At 42.2% G+C, this 24,716-nt stretch carries 23 protein-coding genes and 2 other annotated features (1 of these 25 only partly in view); of the genes, 4 read left to right on the forward strand and 19 right to left on the reverse strand.

Annotation, left to right across the window (positions count from 1 at the left end; all coding sequences use genetic code 11):
* Positions 1-9: 9 nt before the first annotated feature.
* From CKW02_RS13170 to zapA, 4 genes are all read right to left on the reverse strand, one after another.
* Positions 10-2,367: an endonuclease MutS2 gene (locus CKW02_RS13170; protein ID WP_034620664.1), complete on the reverse strand. Its 2,358-nt coding sequence runs from the start codon at positions 2,365-2,367 to the stop codon at positions 10-12.
* 21 nt (positions 2,368-2,388) lie between these two features.
* Positions 2,389-4,101, reverse strand: coding sequence for a DNA polymerase/3'-5' exonuclease PolX (gene polX / locus CKW02_RS13175; RefSeq protein ID WP_003216204.1), 1,713 nt, complete (start codon positions 4,099-4,101; stop codon positions 2,389-2,391).
* A 114-nt stretch (positions 4,102-4,215) separates the two neighbouring features.
* A complete protein-coding gene (locus CKW02_RS13180) occupies positions 4,216-4,749 on the reverse strand; it encodes a CvpA family protein (protein WP_003216761.1) in 534 nt (177 codons plus the stop codon).
* Between the two features lie 7 nt (positions 4,750-4,756).
* Complete coding sequence (gene zapA, locus CKW02_RS13185; RefSeq protein WP_003216811.1) at positions 4,757-5,014, reverse strand: cell division protein ZapA; 258 nt, start codon at positions 5,012-5,014, stop codon at positions 4,757-4,759.
* A gap of 134 nt (positions 5,015-5,148) precedes the next feature.
* Here zapA and rnhC point away from each other — a divergent pair, with 134 nt between their 5' ends.
* Positions 5,149-6,072, forward strand: coding sequence for a ribonuclease HIII (rnhC, locus tag CKW02_RS13190; protein WP_003216625.1), 924 nt, complete (start codon positions 5,149-5,151; stop codon positions 6,070-6,072).
* 38 nt (positions 6,073-6,110) lie between these two features.
* Here the strand turns inward: rnhC and pheT are convergent, their stop codons facing one another.
* The 3 genes from pheT to CKW02_RS13205 all read right to left on the reverse strand — a co-directional run bounded on the left by pheT (position 6,111) and on the right by CKW02_RS13205 (position 10,695).
* Positions 6,111-8,525, reverse strand: coding sequence for a phenylalanine--tRNA ligase subunit beta (gene pheT / locus CKW02_RS13195; RefSeq protein ID WP_003216726.1), 2,415 nt, complete (start codon positions 8,523-8,525; stop codon positions 6,111-6,113).
* Between the two features lie 15 nt (positions 8,526-8,540).
* On the reverse strand, positions 8,541-9,575 hold the full coding sequence (gene pheS, locus CKW02_RS13200) for a phenylalanine--tRNA ligase subunit alpha (protein WP_050943608.1): 1,035 nt from the start codon (positions 9,573-9,575) through the stop codon (positions 8,541-8,543).
* 376 nt (positions 9,576-9,951) lie between these two features.
* Positions 9,952-10,695 carry a TrmH family RNA methyltransferase gene (locus CKW02_RS13205; RefSeq protein WP_003216635.1) on the reverse strand — a complete coding sequence of 248 codons (744 nt, stop codon included), beginning with the start codon at positions 10,693-10,695 and terminating at the stop codon, positions 9,952-9,954.
* 113 nt (positions 10,696-10,808) lie between these two features.
* Between CKW02_RS13205 and sspI the strand changes: the two genes are divergently transcribed.
* Positions 10,809-11,030 (forward strand): small acid-soluble spore protein SspI, encoded by a 222-nt coding sequence (gene sspI / locus CKW02_RS13210; RefSeq protein ID WP_003216243.1) that lies wholly within the window; start codon positions 10,809-10,811, stop codon positions 11,028-11,030.
* Between the two features lie 41 nt (positions 11,031-11,071).
* Here the strand turns inward: sspI and cstA are convergent, their stop codons facing one another.
* Together cstA and CKW02_RS13220 are read right to left on the reverse strand one after the other, a co-directional pair.
* Positions 11,072-12,868, reverse strand: coding sequence for a carbon starvation protein CstA (cstA, locus tag CKW02_RS13215; RefSeq protein WP_003216709.1), 1,797 nt, complete (start codon positions 12,866-12,868; stop codon positions 11,072-11,074).
* A 352-nt stretch (positions 12,869-13,220) separates the two neighbouring features.
* Entirely contained in the window at positions 13,221-14,309 is a 1,089-nt protein-coding gene (locus CKW02_RS13220; protein WP_003216206.1) for a M42 family metallopeptidase, read from the reverse strand.
* Positions 14,310-14,488: 179 nt separating this feature from the next.
* Here CKW02_RS13220 and CKW02_RS13225 point away from each other — a divergent pair, with 179 nt between their 5' ends.
* Entirely contained in the window at positions 14,489-14,893 is a 405-nt protein-coding gene (locus CKW02_RS13225; RefSeq protein WP_003216690.1) for a hypothetical protein, read from the forward strand.
* 17 nt (positions 14,894-14,910) lie between these two features.
* On the opposite strand, the gene CKW02_RS13230 is transcribed toward CKW02_RS13225, so the two are convergent.
* The 8 genes from CKW02_RS13230 to CKW02_RS13265 form a co-directional block, all read right to left on the reverse strand.
* The gene (locus CKW02_RS13230) at positions 14,911-15,177 is read right to left on the reverse strand and encodes a DUF1294 domain-containing protein (protein WP_003216616.1); all 267 of its coding nucleotides are present in this window, start codon (positions 15,175-15,177) and stop codon (positions 14,911-14,913) included.
* Positions 15,178-15,240: 63 nt separating this feature from the next.
* Entirely contained in the window at positions 15,241-15,600 is a 360-nt protein-coding gene (gene rplT / locus CKW02_RS13235; RefSeq protein ID WP_003216409.1) for a 50S ribosomal protein L20, read from the reverse strand.
* 31 nt (positions 15,601-15,631) lie between these two features.
* Positions 15,632-15,832 carry a 50S ribosomal protein L35 gene (rpmI, locus tag CKW02_RS13240; RefSeq protein WP_003216324.1) on the reverse strand — a complete coding sequence of 67 codons (201 nt, stop codon included), beginning with the start codon at positions 15,830-15,832 and terminating at the stop codon, positions 15,632-15,634.
* A gap of 24 nt (positions 15,833-15,856) precedes the next feature.
* Positions 15,857-16,372 (reverse strand): translation initiation factor IF-3, encoded by a 516-nt coding sequence (gene infC / locus CKW02_RS13245; protein ID WP_034620611.1) that lies wholly within the window; start codon positions 16,370-16,372, stop codon positions 15,857-15,859.
* A 71-nt stretch (positions 16,373-16,443) separates the two neighbouring features.
* Positions 16,444-16,575, reverse strand: a sequence feature (ribosomal protein L20 leader region).
* 128 nt (positions 16,576-16,703) lie between these two features.
* Positions 16,704-17,399 carry an antiholin-like protein LrgB gene (gene lrgB, locus CKW02_RS13250; protein WP_003216496.1) on the reverse strand — a complete coding sequence of 232 codons (696 nt, stop codon included), beginning with the start codon at positions 17,397-17,399 and terminating at the stop codon, positions 16,704-16,706.
* A 14-nt stretch (positions 17,400-17,413) separates the two neighbouring features.
* On the reverse strand, positions 17,414-17,857 hold the full coding sequence (gene lrgA / locus CKW02_RS13255) for an antiholin-like murein hydrolase modulator LrgA (protein WP_003216712.1): 444 nt from the start codon (positions 17,855-17,857) through the stop codon (positions 17,414-17,416).
* Between the two features lie 137 nt (positions 17,858-17,994).
* On the reverse strand, positions 17,995-18,732 hold the full coding sequence (locus CKW02_RS13260) for a LytR/AlgR family response regulator transcription factor (RefSeq protein WP_003216174.1): 738 nt from the start codon (positions 18,730-18,732) through the stop codon (positions 17,995-17,997).
* Positions 18,729-20,486, reverse strand: a complete 1,758-nt coding sequence (locus CKW02_RS13265) for a sensor histidine kinase (RefSeq protein WP_003216542.1) — start codon at positions 20,484-20,486, stop codon at positions 18,729-18,731. The genes CKW02_RS13260 and CKW02_RS13265 overlap by 4 nt, the downstream gene beginning before the upstream one ends.
* Before the next feature lie 175 nt (positions 20,487-20,661).
* Here CKW02_RS13265 and CKW02_RS13270 point away from each other — a divergent pair, with 175 nt between their 5' ends.
* Positions 20,662-21,441 carry an HAD family hydrolase gene (locus CKW02_RS13270; RefSeq protein WP_003216598.1) on the forward strand — a complete coding sequence of 260 codons (780 nt, stop codon included), beginning with the start codon at positions 20,662-20,664 and terminating at the stop codon, positions 21,439-21,441.
* Positions 21,442-21,498: 57 nt separating this feature from the next.
* On the opposite strand, the gene CKW02_RS13275 is transcribed toward CKW02_RS13270, so the two are convergent.
* Complete coding sequence (locus CKW02_RS13275; RefSeq protein WP_003216740.1) at positions 21,499-22,419, reverse strand: methyl-accepting chemotaxis protein; 921 nt, start codon at positions 22,417-22,419, stop codon at positions 21,499-21,501.
* A gap of 170 nt (positions 22,420-22,589) precedes the next feature.
* On the reverse strand, positions 22,590-24,530 hold the full coding sequence (gene thrS / locus CKW02_RS13280) for a threonine--tRNA ligase (protein WP_095117853.1): 1,941 nt from the start codon (positions 24,528-24,530) through the stop codon (positions 22,590-22,592).
* 45 nt (positions 24,531-24,575) lie between these two features.
* Positions 24,576-24,716: a binding site (T-box leader), on the reverse strand; it runs 108 nt beyond the window's last position.

Consider the following 24,716-nt stretch of genomic DNA (forward strand, 5'->3'; position numbering starts at 1 on the left):
TTCTCCTTTTTACTTTAATTCGACGATGGTGACGCCTGATCCTCCCTCACCTTGTTCGCCAAAACGGGCATTTTTCACACTTCGATGCTGTTTCAATAATTCCTGAACCCCTTTTCTAAGGGCGCCAGTTCCTTTACCGTGAATAATAGACACACGCGGATAACCAGCTAATACAGCATCATCTAAATATTTTTCGACTCTGCTTAAGGCATTTTCATAACGCTCGCCTCTTAAATCGAGTTCCAGCGAGACATGATAATCTTTCCCTTTGACTGCCGTGATGGCTTTTTCTTGCTTAAATTCAGGTGCTGATTTGATAAATTCCATGTCTTTTTCTTTTACCTTCATTTTCAGAATGCCTATTTGGACACTCCATTCTTTGTCGCCTGTTTGTTCAAGCAACGTTCCTTTTTGCCCGAAGGTAAGCACTTTGACTTCGTCGCCTGACTTCAGCTGTCTTACTGCTTTTTTCGCTGGCTCTGGCTTCTTTTTCCTGTCAAACTCAGGAACAGCTTCTTCAAGACGCTTTCGCGCATCGATGAGTTCATGCTCTTTGAATGAGCGGTGCTCACTTTTTATCGACCGGAGCTCTTGAATGATATCTTCTGCTTCTTTTGATGCTTGTTCAATTTTCTCTTTCGCTTTCTGTTCAGCTTCTTCAAGCAGTTTATCCTTTTGCTCATTCCATTCAAGAATTTGTCTTTGCAATTCTTTATGAAGCTTTTCTGCTTCTTTTCTATAGACTTCTGTCTCATGCAGTTCTTCTTCTGCTTGTTTCTTGCTATCTTCTAATGAAGCGATCATTTGGTCTACTTCATTATGCTCTGCATGCATATCTGCTTTTGCCCGGTCTATAAGGTGATCTGGCAAACCAAGACGCTTTGAAATTTCAAATGCGTTACTTCGTCCAGGCACACCGATGAGCAGGCGGTACGTTGGAGATAAGGTTTCAATATCAAACTCCACGCTTGCATTTGTGACGCCTTCCCGGTTATACCCATATGCCTTCAGCTCGGGGTAATGAGTCGTTGCGATGACACGTGCATTCGTTTGATGCACTTCATCTAATATGCTCATCGCAAGTGCCGCACCTTCAGCTGGGTCTGTTCCTGCCCCTAATTCATCAAATAAGACGAGAGAATTAGAAGTCAAATGCTTTAAGATATCGACAATATTGACCATATGAGATGAGAACGTACTCAAGCTTTGTTCAATGGATTGTTCGTCTCCAATATCAGCAAAGACTTGGTCGAACACAGCCACTTCAGAGCCTTCTTCAACTGGAATATGGAGGCCCGCCTGTGTCATCAGCGTCAGAAGACCTAGCGTTTTTAAAGTAACGGTCTTTCCCCCTGTATTTGGTCCAGTGATCACGATCGTTGAAAAATCTTTACCGAGCTCAATATCATTTGCGACAACTTGATCCCGGGGCAATAGAGGATGTCTTGCTCGTTTTAAATAGATTTCTCCTTGATCATTCACAGCAGGTTTTGTGGCTTTTTCTGTCTTTGCATATTTAGCTTTAGCAAAAATAAAATCTAGCGTCTGCAGTTCCTTTACATTGTGAAGCAGTTCCCCAATGTGCTCTGAAACGCTCTCTGTCAGCATTTGCAGAATCTTTTCAACCTCTTGCTTCTCTTTTAAACGGGTTTGCTGCAAGGTGTTATTTACATCCACGACCACTTGCGGCTCAATAAAAAGGGTCGCCCCTGATGAAGACTGGTCATGAACAATTCCGCCGTAATTCGAGCGGTACTCTTGTTTCACCGGAATAACAAACCGGTCATTACGAATGGTGACAATTGTGTCTGACAGCATTTTCGAAGCCGATTGTGAACGAATCATCGATTCTAATTTATCGCGGACCTTTGATTCTAGTGAGCGTAATTGAATACGCAATGAACGAAGTGCAGGAGTTGCATGATCAAGCACTTCTCCATTATCACCAATACAGCTTTCGATTTCTTTTCTGATTTCAGGCAGTAATATCAGTGTCTCAGCATATGTATGAAGGCGCGGTATATCTACTCCATCTTCATACATGGACGTGAGAAAGTGCTTCATATTTTTCACCGCATATAATAGCCCTGCGATTTCCATCAGCTCAGAAGGGCTTAATGTACTGCCGATTTCTGCCCGTTTCACTGCGCGTCTAATATCTGTTAACCCGCCAAATGGCGCAGATCCCTTTAAACGGATCACATCTTGCGCTTCTTCTACCTCTTCCAGCAAATGCTGAATGGTTTCTATATCCGTCAGAGGTGTTAAATCCTGCGCTCTTTCTTTTCCTAATGTGGATGCGGTATAGGACATCACTTTTTCTTTTACTTTATGAAATTCTAATGATGCTAACACTTTTTGTTGCAGCATGGTCCAGCCTCCTAACGACTACCTGTCACGCGTTAAAAACTTTTTGATCTCGTTTAGAGTAAAAGTATTCACGACATTTTCTTTTGGTGTCCAGCCCTTTCTTGCAGCTGTTACACCGACTTCCATATGTTCCAGCATGGCGATGTTGTGCGCATCTGTATTGATCATGATGTGCACACCCGCTTCATTTGCTTTGATTAAATGCTCTGTTTTCAAATCCAGTCTTGACGGATTGCTGTTGAGCTCAAGTGCAGTTCCCGTTTTCTTCGCAAGCTCTATGAGTTGATCTATATTTAAGGCATAGCCATCCCGTCTGCCGATCAAACGGCCTGTTGGATGTGCAATTAAATCGACATGCTGATTACGCAAGGCATTTTCAAGGCGTTCCATAATGACTTCTTCCGGCTGAGAGAAGCTAGAATGAATAGACGCAATGACAAAATCCATGTCTTTTAAAAAATCATCATCATAATCTAACGATCCATCCGGCAGGATATCCATTTCTACCCCTTTGAAAATGTGAAAATGCTCGAATTCCTGATTAATCTTATCAATTTCTTTTGCTTGCAGACGCAAACGTTCTTTTGTTAAACCGTTTGCTACTTTTAAATATTGCGAGTGGTCTGTAATCGCCATGTATTCATAGCCTTTGGCAATACATGCTTCCGCCATTTCACGAATAGAGAATGCTCCGTCACTCCATGTCGAGTGCATATGAAGGTCGCCTTTAATATCTTTCAGTTCTACAAACTGCATACTTTCTTTATACGTATCAATCTCCGCTCCGGTTTCACGAATTTCTGGCGGAATGAGCGGAAGTTGAAAATGTGCATAAAAAGCGCTTTCGTCTTCAAACGTTTTTACTTCTCCAGTTTCAATTGTTTCCACACCATATTCGCTAATGCGCTCTCCGCGTTCCTTCGCAAGCTGACGCATTCGAATATTGTGATCTTTTGAGCCAGTGAAATGGTGCAGCGTAGTTGCGAATTGGTCTACTGTCACAAGCCGGAAGTCGACACTGATCTCAAAATCAAGGGCAAGCACAACAGATACCTTCGTATCACCGCTTGCGATAACATCTTTGACATCATCAAGTGCAACGAGCTGCTCTCTAACTTGCTCAGGATTGTCTGTTGCAATGATATAATCTAAATCTTTGACGGTTTCGCGTGCACGTCTTAAACTGCCGGTTCTTGAAAAACGGATGATACCTTCCATCTCTTCAAGGGCATAATCAATCCGCTCTGCCACATCTAATGCAAAGCCAATTGGCAGTCGTTCCGGCTGCTTTCCTGCTTCCTCAAGCGCTGCGAGAATCTTTTCTTCTGTTTTTTTGCCGAAGCCAGCAAGCGCTTGTACCTTTTCCGCTTCGCATGCTTCTTTTAGAGATTGTGCATCATGGACGCCAAGCTCTTGGTAAAGCTTAGCGATCTTCTTCCCGCCGAGTCCTGGTAATTTCAAAAGCGGGACAAGTCCTTCGGGCACTTCCGTTTTTAATTGTTCGAGTGTTTCTGATTGTCCTTTTTCGATATACTCAGTGATCACAGCAAAGGTTCCTTTTCCAATGCCAGGTAATGCTAATAGATCATCTATTTGAGAAAGGCTGCGGTCATCTTGCTCCAGTGCCGCTGCTGCTTTACGAAAGGCAGAAATCTTAAAAGGATTATCTCCTTTTAGCTCCATATATATTGCAATTGTTTCAAGAAGTTTGATAATATCTTTTTTATTCATCTCTCATCCTCCAGCCGCTTTGGCATCTTCCTTTATAAATATACAAACTTTTCCTTCATCCTACAACTTTCTGTCATGGAATGAGAAAAAACTTCTCCAAGAAAGGAGAAGTTTTTAAACTCCATACGTCGTCCATAAGTCTTTGACAAGACCGGACAGATAAGGGGTGTTGCTTACGATCGCATCTGCTAATATGGATTTACTCAACATTGTTTGCAGTGCATCGACTGGAAGTAATGCAGCGACAAACAAGAGAATAAATACAAATAGATAGGTTTCAAGAAATCCTAAAACACCGCCTAGCAGTTTGTTGACCTGTTTAATCACAGGTATACTTGCAATGGTTGTGAGCAATCCGCCAATGATGGCGAGCAGGATTTTGGTCAAGATAAACAGAATGATAAACGCAATGGTATTATAATAAGCTGTTTCTAGATTCCCACTAAAGAAAGCGAGCTGCGCTTGACCGCCGCTAAAATTAGGTGCTGGAATCCATGTAAGCTGTGGTGCAAGTGACTGATAAAACATGGAAGCCACTAAGATAGAAACAACAAAGCTGATCAATTTAATAAATTGAAGAATAAACCCGCGTTTTAGACCGACAAGCGTTCCCATAAGAAGCAAAAACAAAATGATGATATCGATCACGGTAATTTCATTCCTTTTCTTTAAGCTGAATCTCTAGTTTTTCGTATTGCTCTTTTAATTTCATGTAGTCGTGGACGACATTGACTGCTGTCAGTACAGCTAATTTGTTTATATCAAGGTATGGGTTTTTTTCATTTATTTCTCTCATTTTATCATCAACAATTGAAGCAACGTGTCGCATATGCATCTTCGTTTCTTGACCGATGATCGTATAGGACTGTCCGTAAATCTCAACTGTTGTTTTCGTTTTACCGCCGTCAGACAACGTTTCTCCTCCATTCCACGAGAATCCTAGTCTCTATCATAACATGTTTAGACATTGAATGGAAAGACGAGCCCTTCCCTGTTATGGTACACTTTAGAAATCAATGATATCAAGGTAAAAAGGAGTTATCCACTGTGCCCCAATCCGTCTTAAAAGCAACATCAGAAGACCTTAAAAAAATGAAGAGCGCGTATGCGCACCACTTAACTGATACGTTACCACCAGGCGCCCTTTTTCAAGCAAAGGTCTCTGGCTGTACAATTACAGCCTATCGATCTGGAAAAGTGCTGTTTCAAGGACAAAAGGCTGAAGCTGAAGCTAGTCAATTCAGCCATTTAAAAGCAGCTGATACGAAAAGCCCAAAAGCACCGGCTGTCACAAAATATAGTCCGCCGTCAGGGATTGCTTCTATGTCCGTCATCGGTTCAGATGAAGTAGGAACAGGTGATTATTTTGGACCGATGACGGTCTGTGCCGCTTATGTTGATGCCAGCCAGCTTGCTCTTATGAAAGAGCTTGGCGTAAAAGACTCAAAAGGTCTAAAAGACCCGCAGATTATCAATATTGCCAAAGATCTCATCAAAACCATTCCGTTCAGCCTTCTTGTGCTCCGAAATGAAAAGTACAATGCGATGCAGGAAAAGGGCATGAGCCAAGGGAAAATGAAGGCGCTTCTTCATAACCAAGTCATCACCTCTGTGCTAGAGAAATTAGACGGGAAGCAGCCTGAAGCTATTTTGATTGACCAATTTGCAGAACCAGGTATTTATTTCAAGCATCTTGCTGGGAAAAAAATCATTCGGGAGCGGACGTACTTTAGCACAAAAGCAGAAGGCATTCATTTGTCAGTTGCTGCTGCTTCCATTATTGCAAGATACGCTTTTTTAATTGAAATGGATAAGTTATCTAAAGCAGCAGGGTTTGACATTCCAAAAGGAGCCGGTCCTCATGTGGACAAGGCGGCTGCAAAGCTCATCAAGCTGCACGGCGAAGAGGCTTTACGTCAATTTACAAAACTGCATTTTGCCAACACACAAAAAGCGAAAAAATGGCTATAAAAAAGAGCTAGGCCTATATGGCCTTAGCTCTTTTTTCTTTAACCGCGCAAGACGGCTTGATACGTATCTTCTAATGCTTTCAATACTTTTGTATGAACAGCCGTGACTTCTTCCTCTGTCAATGTTTGTTCCGGATTTAGATATTGGAGAGAGAATGCAACAGATTTTTTGCCTTCTTCCATATGTTCACCTTCATACACATCAAAGACGGATAGGTCTGTCAGTAAATCCTCGCCTGCCTCATAGATGACGCGCTCCAGCTGTCCGCTTGAGATATTCTGATCTACAACAAGTGCAATATCTCTTGTCACAGCAGGGAATCTCGCAATCGCTGTATATTTCATATCCTTCGATTCAGATGTCATCACATCTGTTAAATCAAACTCGAAGACATATGTTTCTTTTAAATCTAATTCCTTTTCAATGACTGGATGAAGTGCAGCAACAAACCCAATGACTTTTCCATTTAAATGAACATCTGCTGTTCGACCTGGGTGAAGACCCTCACGCTCTGCTTGAACATATGTGATTTGGTCTGATACACCAAGCTTTTCAAATAGACCTTCTGCAATTCCTTTCGCTACATAAAAATCGACGGCTTTTTTCTCGCCCTGCCAAAGATTTTTATGCCATAAGCCTGTCAGCGCACCAGCGACATGCTCTTTTTCCACCGGCTTTGCTCCTTCAGCTTCTGCTAAGAACACAGAACCCGTTTCATAAAAACCAAAGGAATCAGCTTGTCTTGCCAGGTTATATGCAACAGAATCAAGTAAGTTTGGCAGAAGACTTTGTCTAAGCACACTTCGTTCTTCACTCATTGGCAGGGAAAGTCTCGTTTTATAAGCTGGATTCAGTGCAAAAGCTGTAGACTTATGCTGATTTGTCAATGAATACGTGATCGCTTGAGAAAGACCTGCGCCTTCTAAGAAGCGTCTCACCTTTCTGCGCTTCACTTGATATGGCGTAAGACCGCCAACTGTACCAGCTGTCGCAGGCAGTGTAGACGGGATATTATCGTAGCCATATAATCTCGCAACTTCTTCAATGAGATCTTCTTCAATCGTAATATCCATTCTGCGAGAAGGAACCGTTACAACAAGAACGTCATTTGATTCGCCTACTGTAAAGCCCAGTTTGTTGAAAATTTGAATCATATCTTCTTTTGAAATGCTCATGCCAAGCACCTTGTTCACACGCTCAGTGGATACGTGGATGACATTCATACTTGTTTGCAGGTGGTTTTCCTCCACAGTCCCGCTTAGCACTTCACCACCTGCATAGAGACTGATCAGTTGCGCTGCTCTTTCGGCTGCAGATTTCGTACGCTGCGGATCAAGTCCTTTTTCAAATCGTGTGCTTGATTCACTGCGAAGCCCTAAGTCTCTAGATGCTTGACGGACTGTTTGACCGTTGAAATATGCCGCTTCTAAAAGAATTGTTGTCGTTTCATCACGCACCTCTGATTCAAGACCGCCCATGACGCCTGCGACAGCGTGCGCTTTCGTTCCATTAGTGATCACAAGATGCTTTGATGAAAGTGTACGTTCTTGCTCATCAAGTGTTTGAATGCTTTCGCTATCAGTCGCTTTACGTACGACCACTTGCTTTGAACCAAAGCGGTCATAATCAAATGCATGAAGCGGCTGACCGTATTCAAGCAGTACAAAGTTCGTAATATCGACGACGTTGTTAATTGGGCGAATGCCTGCATTCATCAATCTTGTTTGAATCCAAAGCGGTGCTGGTCCAATCTTTACATTTTTAATGATCTTCGCAGCATAAAGTGGATTCGCTTCTTGATCTTCAATTTTCACCGAAATATAGTCTGCTGTTTTTTCTGAAGACATGTCATGTGCTGTATCAGGAAGTTTGATGTCTTTCCCTAAAATGGCTGCAACCTCATAGGCGACACCTAGCATATTCAGGGCATCCGCACGGTTTGGCGTTAAGCCAAGCTCAAGTACCGCATCGTCTAATTGAAGTGCCTGAAGGGCATCATCCCCGGGTTTGACGTCATTTGGGAAAACAAAAATACCTTCTGCATATTCCTTTGGTACGAGTTTGCTTTCGACACCTAATTCTTGCAGAGAACAAATCATGCCATGAGACTCTTCGCCGCGCAGCTTTGCTTTTTTAATTTTAAAATTCCCAGGAAGGACTGCGCCAACCGTTGCGACAGCCACATATTGTCCTTTATCCACATTCGGAGCTCCGCAAATAATTTGAACCGGTTCGTCTTCTCCGATATCCACGAGACATTTGTTTAATTTGTCGGCATTTGGGTGCTGTTCTCGCTCCACGACGTGTCCAATGACAACTCCTTTAATTCCTTCGCCTTTATATTCAACGGCTTCCACTTCAATTCCGCTTCTTGTGATTTTTTCTGCTAATTCATCCGGCTGAATGCCTTCTAAATCGACATAGTCTTCTAACCATTTATATGAAACAAACATGTTGATTTCCTCCTCTTAGTCCTGCTTGAATTGCTTTGTGAATCTAATATCATTTGTGTAGAAATGGCGAATATCATCAATGCCGTATTTGAGCATTGCAATCCGTTCAACACCCATTCCAAAAGCAAAGCCTTGGTAAGTTTCTGGATCAAATCCGCTCATCTTCAGGACATTTGGATGAACCATCCCAGCTCCTAAAATTTCAATCCAGCCTGTTCCTTTACATACAGAACAGCCTTTCCCGCCGCATTTAAAGCAAGACACATCCACTTCGACAGATGGTTCTGTGAATGGGAAAAAGCTTGGACGCAGTCTAATTTCACGATCTTCACCAAACATTTTTCTCGCCACTGTCTCTAGCGTACCTTTTAGATCACTCATACTAATATTGTGATCGACAACAAGCCCTTCAATCTGCATAAATTGATGTGAATGAGTCGCGTCATCACTGTCTCGTCTATATACTTTCCCAGGGCAGATGATCTTCACAGGACCTTGTCCTTTATATTTTTCAAGTGTACGTGCTTGAACTGGTGACGTTTGTGTTCTGAGTAGTGTATCCTCGGTAATATAGAAGCTGTCCTGCATATCACGTGCCGGATGCTCCTTTGGAAGATTCAGCGCTTCAAAGTTATAATAATCCGTTTCTACCTCAGGACCTTCCTCAACGGTATAGCCCATACCAATAAATAAATCTTCAATATCTTCGACAACAATCGTTAATGGATGTCTTGCCCCCATTTTGATTGGGCTTGCTGGCAATGTAACATCGATCGTTTGAGACGCAAGTTTCTTCTTCACTTCTTCTTTTTCCAGCTGTTCATTTTTTTCAGCAATAGCACCAGCAATCTGCTCTCTCACTTCGTTTGCGAGTGCGCCCATTTTTGGTCTTTCTTCTGCGGACAGCTTGCCCATTCCGCGAAGCACCTCTGTGATCGGCCCTTTTTTCCCTAAATATTGAACACGAATGTCATTGACTTCTTTGAGCGAGCTAGCTGCTTCAACCTTCGCTATCGCTTCTAATTCAAGCTGTTTTAACGTTTCTTGCATGAGTGTAATCCTCCTTTTGATATACAAAACCGTCTGGATAAACGGCTGTTTGATCGTTTGAAGACAATAAAAAAACCCGTCCTTCTAAAAAAGAAGGGACGAGTTGTGGTCGCGGTACCACCCTTGTTAAGCACAAATACATGTGCGAATAAGCTTCATTGACATAACGGAATCAAACGAATCCGGTTCACCTTTACGCAAAGCTTGCGGTCCCGGTGACAACTCCAGAGGTGAATTCCTGTTTCAGCATTCCTTAAATGCATTTTCAGTCTACGATGCATTCTCCCTATAAGGCCGCTCCTTGAAACAATCTTCCTCTATCATGGTTTTTAAAATATTAGTTTCATTATAGTGAAAATGAGCGCATGATGCAACACTATCCACGCAAATGATAGACAAGAACAGCTGCTGCAACAGCCACATTTAATGATTCTGCCTGTCCATACATTGGCACATATAAATTGTGGTCTGTCATTTGCAGAATCTCTGGGTTTATACCCGCACCTTCATTGCCCACAATTAATGCAAACGAACCTTCTGCCGTTACGCTTCTATACGCTTTCGCATTGTTTAGCGCACTTCCGTATACAGGAATGCCTTGCTCCTTACATACTGGTATGGTCTGCTGAAGGGTTTGCTTTAAAATTGGCAGGTGGAAATGCGATCCTTGTGCTGAACGGAGCGTTTTTCCGTTAAATGCATCAACTGTTCCATCGCCTAAGATCACAGCATCAAGACCGGCGGCATCTGCTGTCCGAATGAGTGTGCCTAAATTCCCTGGGTCCTGCACTGCATCTAACAGAAGAAGTCGTTCATACTTCTTTTCTTCAAATACAGGAACTGCACAAACTGCCGCGATGTGCTGAGGCGTTTCCGTTTCGGTCATGGCAGAAAAGGCTTCCTCGCTCAGTTCATACAGTTCAATGTCCGGATCGATATGAGAAGGAAGCTTATCAGGCGATGTGACCATTAATTCTTTTACAGCTCCGCTCTTCAATGCTTCTTCCACTAAGTGGATTCCCTCCACGAGAAACAGCCCCGTTTTCGTTCGTTCTTTTTTCGTATGGAGCTTTTTCCACTGTTTAATGTTTGTGTTTTTAGCTGATTCTATATATTTCAAGCGACTTTAACTCCTTTAAATATCATGAATTTATTATATCTCATGCACACTACATAATAAACCTGTCTTTGAGACAGAATAGGGCTATTACCATCAAAAAAGGAGTGTGGGCAATGGATTTTAATTTAAGAGGCGCAGTCATTCAAAACATCACTGGCCATAATCAAGAGCAGCTTGAGCATACAATTTTAGATGCCATTCAAAGCGGTGAGGAAAAAATGCTGCCAGGCCTTGGCGTGTTGTTCGAAGTGCTATGGCAAGAAGCATCAGAAAACGAGAAAAATGAGATTCTTGAAACATTAGAGCAAGGCTTAAAGCCTCATCAGCAGCAATAAAAGAAGCCGGTTTGCTTATCATAGCAAACCGGCTTTTTCATTTAGCCAGTGATCGGTGTTTCCATCCGAAGCGCTGGATCACGCCAAATGTCGACCCATTTTTTAATCGCAAACACAATAATCACAAATCCTAAGATCAACATAATGATTGATAGCACCGCATTCAGCACGCTGTAACCTGATGCCTCGGGATTAAGGTATACATTTGCTACCATCCAATAGCCCGCGTAATTCACTGTCACATATAAGTAAGCAAGTGGAATTAAACAAGTCAGCATATATCGCCTTTTATCTGCAATTTTTAATACAACGGTTGCTCCGATGATGAGACCGACCGATGCCATTAACTGGTTTGACACCCCAAACAGTGCCCAAATGGACCCGATGTCTCCAGAGTAAAGCAAATAGCCCCACATAAAACAAGCAAGCGCACTTGCGAACACCGACCCAGGGACCCAGTCATTTCGTTTAAGCGGTTTATAAGCTTCGCCAAAGAAGTCTTGAATCAAATATCGTGCCACACGTGTCCCTGCATCAATAGCGGTTAAAATAAAGACAGCTTCAAACATAATGACGAATTGGAAAAAATAAGACGCCAAATGACCAAAGAACGGAATCCCCGTAAAGATATACGCCATCCCTACAGCTAATGTCACAGCTCCACCCGTTCTTCCTTCTAAATCAAGACCAATTTCCTTACTCAGCTGCGGAAGGTTCTCGACACTCATCCCGAGTGTTCTGAACACTTCTGGCGTACTGTTTATCGCAAAATAATCGCCTGGATGAAGAGCGGTAGCGGCAATTAACGCCATAATTCCAACTAGACATTCTACTAGCATTGCGCCAAAAGCGACAGGCTTCATATCACTCCAGCGGTCAAGCATTTTAGGTGTTGTCCCAGATCCAACAAATGCGTGGAAACCAGATATGGCACCGCAAGCAATGGTTATTGAAATAAAAGGCCAGACAGGACCAGCTAAAACAGGACCTCCTCCATTCACAAACTCCGTAAAGGCTGGGAATTGAATCGTTGGATTGACGACAAAGATTCCAGCAATCAATGCGATAAAAACACCTATTTTCATAAAGCTGCTTAAATAGTCCCTCGGTGCGAGCAGCAGCCAAACCGGCAATGCCGCAGCAAAAAAAGCATAGATCGGCAAGGCAAGAGCAAGTGTTTTTGTATCAAGTGTTAAAAGATCGCCAAGTGCCGTTCCTTGAATATTCGGCCCAAGGAATACACCAACCATCAGCAAAATAAATCCCGCAGTTGTCGCCAGTTTTAAATTGCCTGTCTTTTTATAATAAAGACCAACCCCCATCGCAATTGGAATCGTGATTCCGACTGCAAATGTCCCCCAAGGGTTACGTTCTAACGCATGAAGCACAACCATAGACAGTCCTGCCATTGTGATCGTAATGATAAACAGCATCGCAAGCCCTGTACAAAATCCTGCGACAGGTCCTAGCTCTTCCTTCGCTACCTCTGATAACGATTTCCCCTTTTTTCGCATCGACGCAAATAAGACGACAAGATCATGTACAGCTCCGCCTATCACTGCGCCAATTAACAGCCAAAGGAGACCCGGTAAATACCCGAATTGCGCAGCTAAAATCGGACCCACTAACGGACCTGCAGCTGCAATCGCAGCAAAGTGATGCCCAAATGTGACCCATTTATTGGTTGGCACATAATCCTTCCCGTCCTCTAATGTGTGAGCCGGTGTAGGATGATCGTCTGTCACCTTTAAGACCTTGACCATCATAAATGTGCCATAAAGACGATAGGCAATCGCTAAAATACACATAGATGCTATGACAATTGTAACCGCATTCATTTAACCATCCCCTTTGCACAAACAATTTGTTACAAATATAACATAAATTGATTGATTTTTCTCTCCTTTAAAACCAAGTTGACAAATAAGAATAATATGTTTATTCTTAAGGTAGCTTCACCTACTTCCATAAACTCTCTTTTGACAGGGCTTTCTTTAGGCTCTGTCCTTTTTATTGCTTTCATCTTACAAAAATAAAAGCCAGATCACATGTGCCTTATTCACTAGAATATTTTTTCTTCTTCTCTCAAAAACAGTTCTTTTGGCGTAACTTAAAATGACAGTTCATTTCCTGGGAAATTCAATGAAATAAAAAAAGCCCTTCCCCTATACTGAGGAAAGGCTTTCTTACTTAAGAACCGTACGTGATCTGCTCAACCGTTTTTTGATCAAGTCTTTTGATCACTTCTGTTAAAAGCTTCACTGCATTTTCATAATCATCTCGGTGAATCATCGCTGCATGGGTATGAATATATCTACTTGGTATCCCGATCGATAGTGATGGCACACCATGACCTGTTAAATGGATACCGCCAGCATCTGTCCCGCCGCCAGGCATAGAGTCATATTGGTACGGAATGTTCAATTCATCCGCTGTTTGGACAACAAAATCCCGAAGCCCTTTATGCGATACCATAGAAGCATCAAATACAACAATCGTTGGTCCTTTGCCAAGTTTGCTTGTTGCTTCTTTTTCAGTAATGCCCGGTGTGTCTCCTGCTACACCAACATCAATGGCAAATCCAATATCAGGCTGGATTGTAGCCGCTGCTGTTTTGGCACCACGCAGGCCAACTTCCTCTTGTACAGTTGCAACACTGTAAGCAATATTCTCATGCTGAGTATTGTGTAAGTTCTTCATGACATCAATCGCAACTGCACAGCCGATACGGTTGTCCCATGCTTTTGCAAGGAGCATTTTTTCATCATTCATCACTGTAAACTCAAAATAAGGGACGATTTGATCTCCAGGCAGAACGCCCCACTCCATTGCCTGTTCTTTGCTTGATGCACCGATATCAATAAACATATCTGTCATCTCGATCGATTTTTTTCGAGCTTCAGGTGACAAGACGTGCGGCGGCTTTGAGCCAATCACACCTGTTATGTCTCCCTTTTTCGTTACAATCGTCACACGCTGCGCGAGCATGACCTGTGACCACCATCCGCCGACAGTTTGGAAGCGAATGTAGCCTTTGTCATCAATTTTTGTCACCATGAATCCTACTTCATCTAAGTGACCAGCAAGCATAATTTTAGGTCCGTTTGCGTTTCCTTCCTTCTTAGCAATTAAGCTGCCAAGGCGGTCACTGGAGACTTCATCTGCATATGATTCTATGTATGTCTGCATGACTTTTTTGACATCACGTTCATTTCCTGGAATCCCTTTTGCATCCGTTAGGTCTTTCAGCATAGTTAATGTTTGATCTAGCTTTGTCATTCCATATATCCTCCTTTATCTTCATGGTGCATTCTTATTATACAAAACCTTTTTCGTTCAATACGATCTTTTTATGAATATTTTTTCGTTTTCCGAAATATTTTTTAAAAAAAAGTTGAAACCTTTTGGCCTTTTCATTCGTAGTACATCAGATAACGGTATTGGAGGTGCATCCTGTCATGTTTGTAATCCTCATTAGACTAGCTCTTGTTGCACTGCTTGTCTACATCTTCTACATGGCGGTAAAATTCTTCTCAAATCCGAGAAGAAAGCTGAAACAAGCACAATTAAAAGAAGGCTTTTATTTTATGGACGAACAACAAAATGCACGTAAAAATTTTAATTTCGTCTATAAAGGTGTCTTGTTTGAAGGGGAGAAGCATGTTCCTTCTAAGGATCATCCTCTATTTGTCCACTCCATTTACGTTTGGACGGAGTCACCTGAGAAGCTAAGTGAATTTACATTAGAAGACTTTGAAAAATTGGAGGAAAACATTATCGAACGTTATCCTCAAACAAAAATTGATTGGGATCAGCCCATTAAAAAAATCAAACAAAAAAAAGGAGCAGACACGCCGTCTTGATGGCGTCTGCTCCTTTTTCAGATGAACTTGATATATCCTAATATGATCAACTGCACCATGATTAACACTGGCATGCCAATTTGAAAGGCAGGATGCTTTGTTTTATGACGGAAATACTGCATCCCTAGATACGATCCAGCAGCCCCAAAAAGCACGGCAGCACTCCATAAGTGCGCCTCTGAAATTCTCCATTTATGCGCTTTTGCCCGGCGTTTGTCCTCTCCCATGAGAAAGAAACCATAGCCATTTACCAAGATCAGCAGCACAATCAACGCGATATTCATTCATTTCACCTCACATGATGAGCAAAAAAGATCACCCCTCGACGGAATGATCTTTCATATGACTTACTTGTCTAGTTGTGCTTTTGCAGCATCAGCAAGCTGATTGAATGCACTTAGGTCATTCACAGCAAGGTCAGCAAGCATTTTGCGGTTTACTTCGATACCAGAAAGCTTTAGGCCATGCATTAAACGGCTGTAAGAAAGACCGTTCATACGAGCTGCAGCATTGATACGAGTGATCCATAGTTTACGGAAGTCACGTTTTTTCTGACGACGGTCACGGAAAGCGTAGTTTCCAGATTTCATCACCTGTTGGTTTGCTACTTTGTATAATCTATGTTTTGAACCGAAATAACCTTTTGCTAATTTAAGAACCTTTTTACGACGCTGACGCGACACAGTTCCGCCTTTTACTCTTGGCATTGTAATTCCCTCCTATGATTCCTATTCCAAATTACTTGATGTTTGCAAGTTGTTGTTTGATACGTTTGAAATCTCCAGCACTTACGATTGCGCTCTTACGCAATTTACGTTTTTGCTTTGTAGATTTGTTAGCGAACAGGTGACTTGTGTACGCATGAGAACGTTTAAGTTTACCAGAACCTGTTTTTTTGAAACGTTTAGCAGATCCGCGGTGAGTTTTCATTTTTGGCATTGGATATTTCCTCCCTCTGTTACTTTACTTTTCGACTTTTGGTGCAAGCATGAGGAACATGCTACGTCCGTCCATCTTAGGTTTTGTTTCTACTGTTGCTACTTCAGCGCAAGCTTCAGAGAAACGGTCTAACACGCGCTGTCCGATTTCTTTATGCGTAATCGCACGCCCTTTAAAGCGTATAGAAGCTTTCACTTTATCGCCCTTTTCAAGGAATTTGATTGCATTACGGAGCTTCGTGTTAAAATCATGTTCATCAATTGTCGGGCTCAACCGAACTTCTTTTAAGCTAATGATTTTTTGATTCTTACGTGCCTCTTTATCCTTCTTCTGCTGTTCGAATCGGAACTTACCATAGTCCATGATTCGGCAAACAGGTGGTTTTGCATTTGCAGCAACTAACACAAGGTCAAGATTGGCTTTCGTAGCAATTTCCAGAGCTTCCTGGCGGGTTTTAATCCCCAGCTGATCGCCATTTTGTCCGATCAAACGAACTTCACGCGCACGAATACCTTCATTAACTAATTGATCTTTGCTAATAGTGAGCCACCTCCATGAGATTTTGAATTGAGTTCACAATTCATTTTGACCATTTCGTTGTATGTTTTACAGGCAAACAAAAAGTGTGGGCATATAAAACACCCACACTGCGAACATTTGCATGAAAAAATAAATGTACGGTCAACCTGTCAACTACAAACACGTGTCAATCAGGTGAGAAGCGGGTGCTTCTGCTTGTGATATCTATTCAATTCGTTAATTATTCTACACAATTTTCATTTGTCCGTCAAGTAACCGAACTCTTGAAACAACTTTTTCATTTTAGCATGATTAAACGAATTGGGCAAGGCTTTTCAAAACAATGACGTCATCAAAGAATCAATTGCATAAAGATTGGGATGACGATGACGGTCACAACCCCTACGACCACAACAGCAATACTTGCCATGGCCGCTTCCACTTCACCCATCTCAATCCCAACAGAGACGCCAAGTGCATGTCCTGATGTACCGAGTGCAAGCCCTTTTGCCACTGGATTTTTAATTCGAAACCATTTTAAGAAGAAAGCACCTAGTGCATACACAATGACTGCATTAAATATGACCGCAAAGGCTGTGATATCTGCAATTCCGCCAATATCCTTTGCAATCGGAAGAGCAATCGCTGTCGTCGCTGCCTGTGGGAGCATACTTTTCATTACAGCCGCATCAAGATGAATGCCTTTTGCTACGACATACACAATTGTAATGGAACAAAGTGATCCTACAAAAATAGCGGATAAAATCTGCCACCAATATTTTTTAAGCAATGCGCGCTGCTTATAAAGCGGAATAGCGAAAGCAATGGTCGCAGGCTCTAAGAAAAACTTGATAATCTTGCCGCCCTCATTATAATCTGCATAAGAAAAACCGCCAATTTTCAAAAATAAAATACCTAACACCATGGCGACAAAAAGTGGTGTAAATAAGAAGAAGCCTTTTGATTTTTCAAATAAGAATGTACCGATTCCAAAGGCGACCAATGAGACGACTATACCAAAATAAGGACTCATTGTACTTGTACCCATCCTGCATCTCTCCTTTAATGCGTACTTGAAGCTGGTTTATTAGAATGAGAAGGAGTCGATTTGCTCTCCTTTGTCTCTTTACGTTTCTGTGGTTTGTCTGATAATTGCATGAGAAGCTGCGTGAATAGCCCTGTCGCTGCAAGTAACATAATCGTTGCAATGATAATGACACCGACGACTTGCACACCTACTTCTTGCATGACACCTAGTGATTGAATAACCGAGATACCAGAGGGAACAAATAGAAAGCTAATGAGCCCTGTCAATGATGTACCTAATTGCTCCACTTGCTCCAGTTTGACGATTTTCGTTGTCAGCAAAACAAATAATAGAACCAGACCAATCACAGATGCAGGCATCGGAATTGGTAAATACATTGAAATGAGATTAGAAACGAACATTACGGTTGCAAAGATAAATGCTTGAGATAGAAATCCGTATACTTTAGTGGCACTCATGCCCCTTCACCTCTTTCTTCGACTGCCCTCAGTATACGGCATGAAATAAATGAATGAAGCGTTTACAATCAAACTCGCCGGACTCAATGAATGAAATGCAGAAAACGAGTATTGAAATACAATTAAAAAAAGCCGTCCTACTCTAGCAGGAGCGACTTCTTTAGTTCTTTGGCGTAAGTGCGGCTGACAGGAATAATCGACCCGTCTGTCATATGTAGATTATACGTCGAATTAAACCACGGCTGTACTTCTTTCATATGAGAGGTGTTCACGATATAGCTTCGATGAACCCTCATAAAGTAAGCCTCAGGGAGTTTCTTTTCAATGACCACAAGCGGTTCTGTGACCTCATACATGTGATCCTTTGTTTTCACGACCTTTTTCCCTTCACTGAGCCCTACATACATGATCTCTTCTACTTGCAGAATGACAATTGAGTCATCAACTGAAATGGCTAGCTTTTGCTGATGGGGTATTCTCTCATCTGACAGCTGGTGGTCTTGCGTCTCAACAGATTTCCACTTTTTAAACTTTTGGATCGTTTGCAAAAGCCGTTCTTCATCAAATGGTTTTGTTAAATAATCGAGCGCACTGACCTCAAACGCCTTCAGCGCATACTGATCAAAGGCTGTCGCAAATACAATCGCTGGCGGATCAGACATCCGGTTGAGCCTTTTGGCAATATCAAATCCATTTTCACCAGATAAATCAATGTCTAAAAAGAGCAGGTCCGGCTTATGATCCACCATCCGGTCAAAAGCTGATTCTATATTTTCTGCTTCCTCTATTTGAACATCCTCTTTCGTTCTGCGTAATAAGTATTTTAATTCGTCTCTTGCTAACACTTCATCATCTACGATTAATACATTTATCAACGAAAATCATCCTCTTTTACATAGTCCATTGGAATGCGAAATGAGATGTCAGTGCCTTGGCCGCTATGAATAGATAGAGCGGCTTGTCTGCCAAAAATCCCTCTTAACCGCTGATCTAAATTAAAAAGAGCCGTACCTGTTCCTTCTTTGGATTCAACAGGCGCTTTTAATAACTGAGCCATCTTGTCATTCTCGATTCCCTGTCCATTATCCGTCACTTTCATATAAACATGCCCATCTTTCATCACAGCAGATACGATGACTTCACAGCTCGTTTGATGTTTAGGAAATGCGTGTCTCACTGCATTTTCAACAAGCACCTGAAGCACAAATGGCGGAATCATCACCTGCTCTAGCTCCTTTTCAATTTGAAAGGTCACGTGGTATTTATTTGGAAACCTTGCTTGTTCAAGTGACAAATAGGCTTCTACATGCTGAATTTCTTTATGAAGTGGAATGAGCAGCTGGCGGGCGCCTTGCAAATTGGATCGAAAATATATACTCAGCTGAAGCAGCAGCTTCCTAGCCATCTCTACGTTCGTTCTGCACAAGACAGAGATGGTATTAATGGCGTTAAATAAAAAGTGCGGATTCACTTGCGCTTGAAGTGCTTTGATCTCTGCATCTTTTAGCAGACGGCTTTGGGTTTCTGCCTCCCCAAGCTCAAGCTGTGTGGAAAACAGCATCGCCAAGCCTTCTGCAAGCTCCTCCTCTACCCTGCTTAATCCGACCGGAGAATTGAAATACATTTTTAACGTTCCGATCGTTTGACCATTGGAGGTGAGGGGCAGCACAATCGCCGCTTGAAGCGGGCAATGGGTGACTGAACAATTGATTTCATCTTTCGAATGCGCCTTCATAATTTTGCCGCTCATCAATACTTGTTTCGACAGTCCTGTAATGAGGCTTTTCGATGGAATATGATGATCTGTCCCATCTCCAACATGCGCTAAAATCTTTTCTGTATCGGTTAAGGAGACCGCATCTGTTTCTGTTAATCGATGAATGATCTCCGCCACGCTTTTACATGACTGTTCATTTAACCCTTGGCGGAAGAAAGGCAGCGTTTGATCGGCGATTGAAAATACACGGTGTGTCTGCATCGCCTTTGCCTGCTCTTCTTGCCGAATGACTGACTGTAAAATCGATAAAAAGATAAAGCTGCCAATTCCATTCACAAAAATCATCGGCAGGGCAATAATACTCACAAGCCCCCAAGCATCAACAAATGGCTTTGCAAATAGAAGGATAATAATCATCTGCAAGGATTCCATTGCCACACCAAAAAGTGCGGCTTGGCGAGGTGTCACCATTCGATTCTTCCGCTTAAACCTGCTGCCGACATAACCTGCAATCACACCGGCTAAAATCGAAGAAATCGCACAGCTGAGTGCCGTGCTTCCTCCTAATGAATAGCGATGAATACCAGCTAGAAGCCCTGCACCAATGCCAACAAACGGCCCTCCTATTAATCCGCCCATTTCGATTCCCATGATTCTCGTATTGGCAATTGAGCTTGACGAGCCGAGATGATAGGAAAACTCATGATTCATGACCATCTGCTGCTGGATTTCAATTCCTGTGTAATTGCTGATAATACTAAAAGAAGCAAAAATAAAGACAAGGACTGCCTTTTTTTGAAACCCTTCATTATGAAGCAATAGATTGCGAAAGCCCTTCACATGGGCAAGCACAAACCCTAAAATAACGATGATCCCAACACGCTCGATCATCATAATAATTAAATGAAGCAAACCTGCCACCTCAATTGATGTATGTATTATTTACTGTCTTTCTATTCTATCATGTGCGGTCAATGTTCAAATATCTCTCAAATCTTTTCTTTATTGCCCTCATCTTCTATTGTAAAATGAACTTGAGCCGTCACTTGCAATTGAAGGTAACACATACATAACAAGGGAGAAGATCATGAAAGCCGTATTTTTCGATTTAGATGATACTTTGCTTTGGGATGAAAAAAGCATTCACACCACTTTTCAGGAAACATGCCGCGAAGCGGAAAAGAAATATGGACTGAATCCAGAAACATTTGAACAGATTGTTCGTGAAGAAGCAAGAAAGCTGTATTCGTCCTATGAAACATATGATTATACTGTCATGATCGGAATTAATCCTTTCGAAGGACTGTGGTCCAATTTTAGTGAACCGATTAGCGAAGGCTTTCAAAAATTGAATGCCCTTGCACCAGAGTATCGCAAGAACGCTTGGACCAATGGCTTAAAAGAAGCAGGAATTGACGATGAGGCATTTGGACAATATTTGGCTGATTTCTTTGCAGCAGAGCGGAGAAAACGCCCATTTGTCTATGAAGAAACGTACCCTGTTTTAGACCGTCTGAAAGGCAGCTATGAATTGCTACTTTTAACAAACGGAGATCCTAGTCTTCAAAAGGAAAAACTGGCCGGTGTTCCTGAGCTTGCACCTTATTTTAATGAAATTGTCATTTCAGGAGATTACGGGAAAGGCAAACCTGACCCTAGCATCTTTGAGCACTGCCTTCAGCTGTTAAATCTAACAAAAGACGATGTGATCATGGTAGGAGATAATCCAAAAACAGATATTCTTGGGGCATCTCGAGCCGGGATTCAAACCGTTTGGATCAATCGACATGGCAAAAAGAACGAAACAGATGTAACGCCAGATTATGAAATCAAAGACTTACATGAATTGTTTGATATATTAAAATAGAACAAACGAGAAAACACCCTTCTCCTAACGAGATTGGGTGTTTTTTGTGTGCTCAAACTACACAATTCCCGCTAGACTTTGCGCTTGCTTGTCTAAGCTGCGGGCTGCTTCTCCTACATTCATAAATTCCTCACTTGCCTGCTTTACAAGATCGCGATTTGTAAATACCGTTGTCTTGGCCCGGCTCGTTCCGCTGCTGACCTTCTCTACTTCCGCATGAATCGCCTTTACATATTGATCTACTTTGACGATCGCTTCTTTTGCATCAGTTGCAAGCTTTCGAATTTCTGCCGCCACTACACTAAAGCCATTTCCATAGGAACCTGCATGGGCTGCTTCGATCGCCGCATTTAATGCAAGGAGCTGGGTTTGTGAGGAAATGCTGTTAATCGTTGTAGCGATGGAACTGATGGACTCTACCTGCTCTGTTAATCCTTCTAGTAAGCTCATATTTTGATCTGTTTCGTTTGCTATATGATCAAAGGAGACATTGACTCTTTGACTATGCTGGATGCCCACTTCTGCTCGCTCCATTAATTTCGCAGACATGTCCTTTAAATCGCCTACGACCTGTTTCATCGTGCTTTCTCTTTCTGTTATGTCTGTTGCGACTTTCACAACACCCACTACGCGTTCCTCTTCATTGCGGACAGGTGTATATGTCGCTTCAAGCCATAAATTGTCACCATTCTTCGTCGTCCGCTGCACCTTTTCCTGAAAGACTTGCCCCTCTTTCAAACGCTTCCAAAACATTTGATAGCTTGCGTGTTCTGCAATATGAGGAGGACAAAACTGTCTATGTTTTAAACCAATCATCTCTTGCTTTGAATATCCCATGGCTTTTGCAAAAATATCATTGACCCATAGCACTTCACCTGTCACATCAAATTCAATCATCGCCAGTGAGTGTTCCAATGCACGAAGTACTGCTGATCGCTCCAATACTTGTGATGATAAAGTGTTTGTTGTTTTCATCATCGCTTTCATACCCCCAATTTAACTCGAACCAATAGTACATACTTACCCATACTTTCATACTATCTAAACGTATCATTCAAGGGACTGGATCACTAGTGGAGAATTTTTCCCAAAAAGAAAAAGCCAGTGATCTAAGGAGAAAGATCACTGACTGCTTCGCTTGAAAAAGATTATTTTTTCGCTTCTGCTACTGCATGTTTCACAAAGGCTTCAAGATCCATTGTTTCTGAATCTTGCTCTCCGTATTTTCTTACATTGACTGCGCCATTTTCTGCTTCTTGATCTCCGACGACTAGCATGTACGGAATCTTTTGCATTTGCGCTTCTCTAATTTTGTATCCGATTTTTTCATCACGGCTGTCAAGCTCTACACGAAGACCTTCAAGCTGCAAACGTTCTTGTACTTTTTTCGCATAGTCTAAATGGACAGAAGGTGAAACCGGGATGACTTGGAATTGTACAGGTGCCAGCCAAGTTGGTAGGGCTCCTTTGTATTCTTCAATTAAGAAGGCAACAAAACGCTCCATTGTAGAAACAACACCTCTATGAATCACGACTGGACGATGGTGCTTGCCATCTTCTCCGATATATGTGAGATCGAAGCGCTCTGGAAGTAAGAAATCAAGCTGTACAGTAGACAGTGTCTCTTCTTTTCCAAGAGCTGTCTTCACTTGAACGTCAAGCTTCGGACCATAAAATGCCGCTTCGCCTTCTGCCTCATAATAGTCATGACCAAGCTCGTCCATTGCATCCTTTAGCATCGATTGCGCTTTATTCCACATTGCATCATCGTCGAAATACTTCTCAGTATCTTCTGGATCACGGTAAGATAAGCGGAATGTGTAGTCATTCAAGCCAAAGTCTTGATACACTTCTTCAATTAGGCGAACTGTACGAATGAATTCGTCTTTGATTTGATCTGGACGTACAAAGATATGGGCATCGTTTAATGTCATACCGCGAACACGCTGAAGGCCGGATAAAGCACCTGACATTTCATAACGGTGCATTGTACCAAGCTCTGCAATACGAATTGGCAATTCGCGATAGCTATGCGGCTCGTTTTTGTAAATCATCATATGGTGAGGACAGTTCATCGGACGAAGAACAAGATCTTCGTTGTCCATTTCCATCACAGGGAACATGTCTTCTTGATAATGCGCCCAGTGCCCTGATGTTTTATACAATTCAACATTTGCAAGAACTGGTGTATACACATGCTCATAACCAAGGCGTACTTCTTTATCGACAATGTAACGCTCAATAACGCGGCGGATCGTTGCGCCTTTTGGCAACCAAAGCGGTAGACCTTGACCTACCTTTTGAGAGTTCGCAAACAGTTTCAGCTCTTTTCCTAGTTTACGGTGATCGCGTTCTTTCGCTTCTTCAAGCAGGCGTAGATGCTCATTTAGATCATCTTTGCTGAAGAAAGCTGTACCGTAAATACGCTGAAGCATTTGATTGTTGCTGTCACCTCTCCAGTATGCACCTGCAAGGCTTAACAGTTTAAACTCTTTGATTTTCCCTGTTGATGACAAGTGAATGCCGCGGCAGAGGTCAAAGAATTCACCCTGCTCATAAATCGTGACAGCTTCACCTTCTGGAATCGCCTCTAACAGCTCAAGCTTTAATTGATCACCAATCGCTTCAAAGCGTTTTTTCGCTTCTTCTCTTGATACTTCAATTCGCTCGATTGGCAGATTGCTGTTAATGATTTTTTTCATTTCTTTTTCAATCTTTGGTAAATCTTCCGGTGTGATGGCAACATCGATGTCCACATCGTAGTAGAAGCCATTTTCAATCACAGGACCTACGCCAAACTGAACGTGATGCTCTTTTCCATACAGGCGTTTGATTGCCTGTGCTAGCAAATGAGCTGTGCTGTGGCGCATAATGTCGAGTGCTTCATCACTTTTATCTGTGATGATCTCAATTGTTCCACTTTCTAGTAGCGGCGTACGCAGATCTATTTCTTTGCCGTTCAATTTACCGGCAAGCGCTTTTTTCTTTAGGCCTGGGCTAATTGATGCCGCGATGTCTTCTGTTGTAGCTGTTTTGTCAAACTCCTTGACTGCTCCATCTGGAAATGTAAGTTGAATTTGTTCTGACATCTCTGGTCACTCCTTTTTTTGGCAATATAAAAACCCCGCCCCCTGGAAAGGGACGAGGTTGAATAAAACGGAATCGTGGTTCCACCCTTTTTCCCGTATTTGCAGCTTACTTTTTCATAAGCAAACACGGCTTGTGGTTCGATAACGGGAATTCCCGTCAGCCATTACTAAAACGTTCACAGCTGA

Origin of the sequence: Bacillus pumilus, assembly GCF_900186955.1 — a bacterium.
Classification (GTDB): Bacteria; Bacillota; Bacilli; order Bacillales; family Bacillaceae; genus Bacillus; species Bacillus pumilus.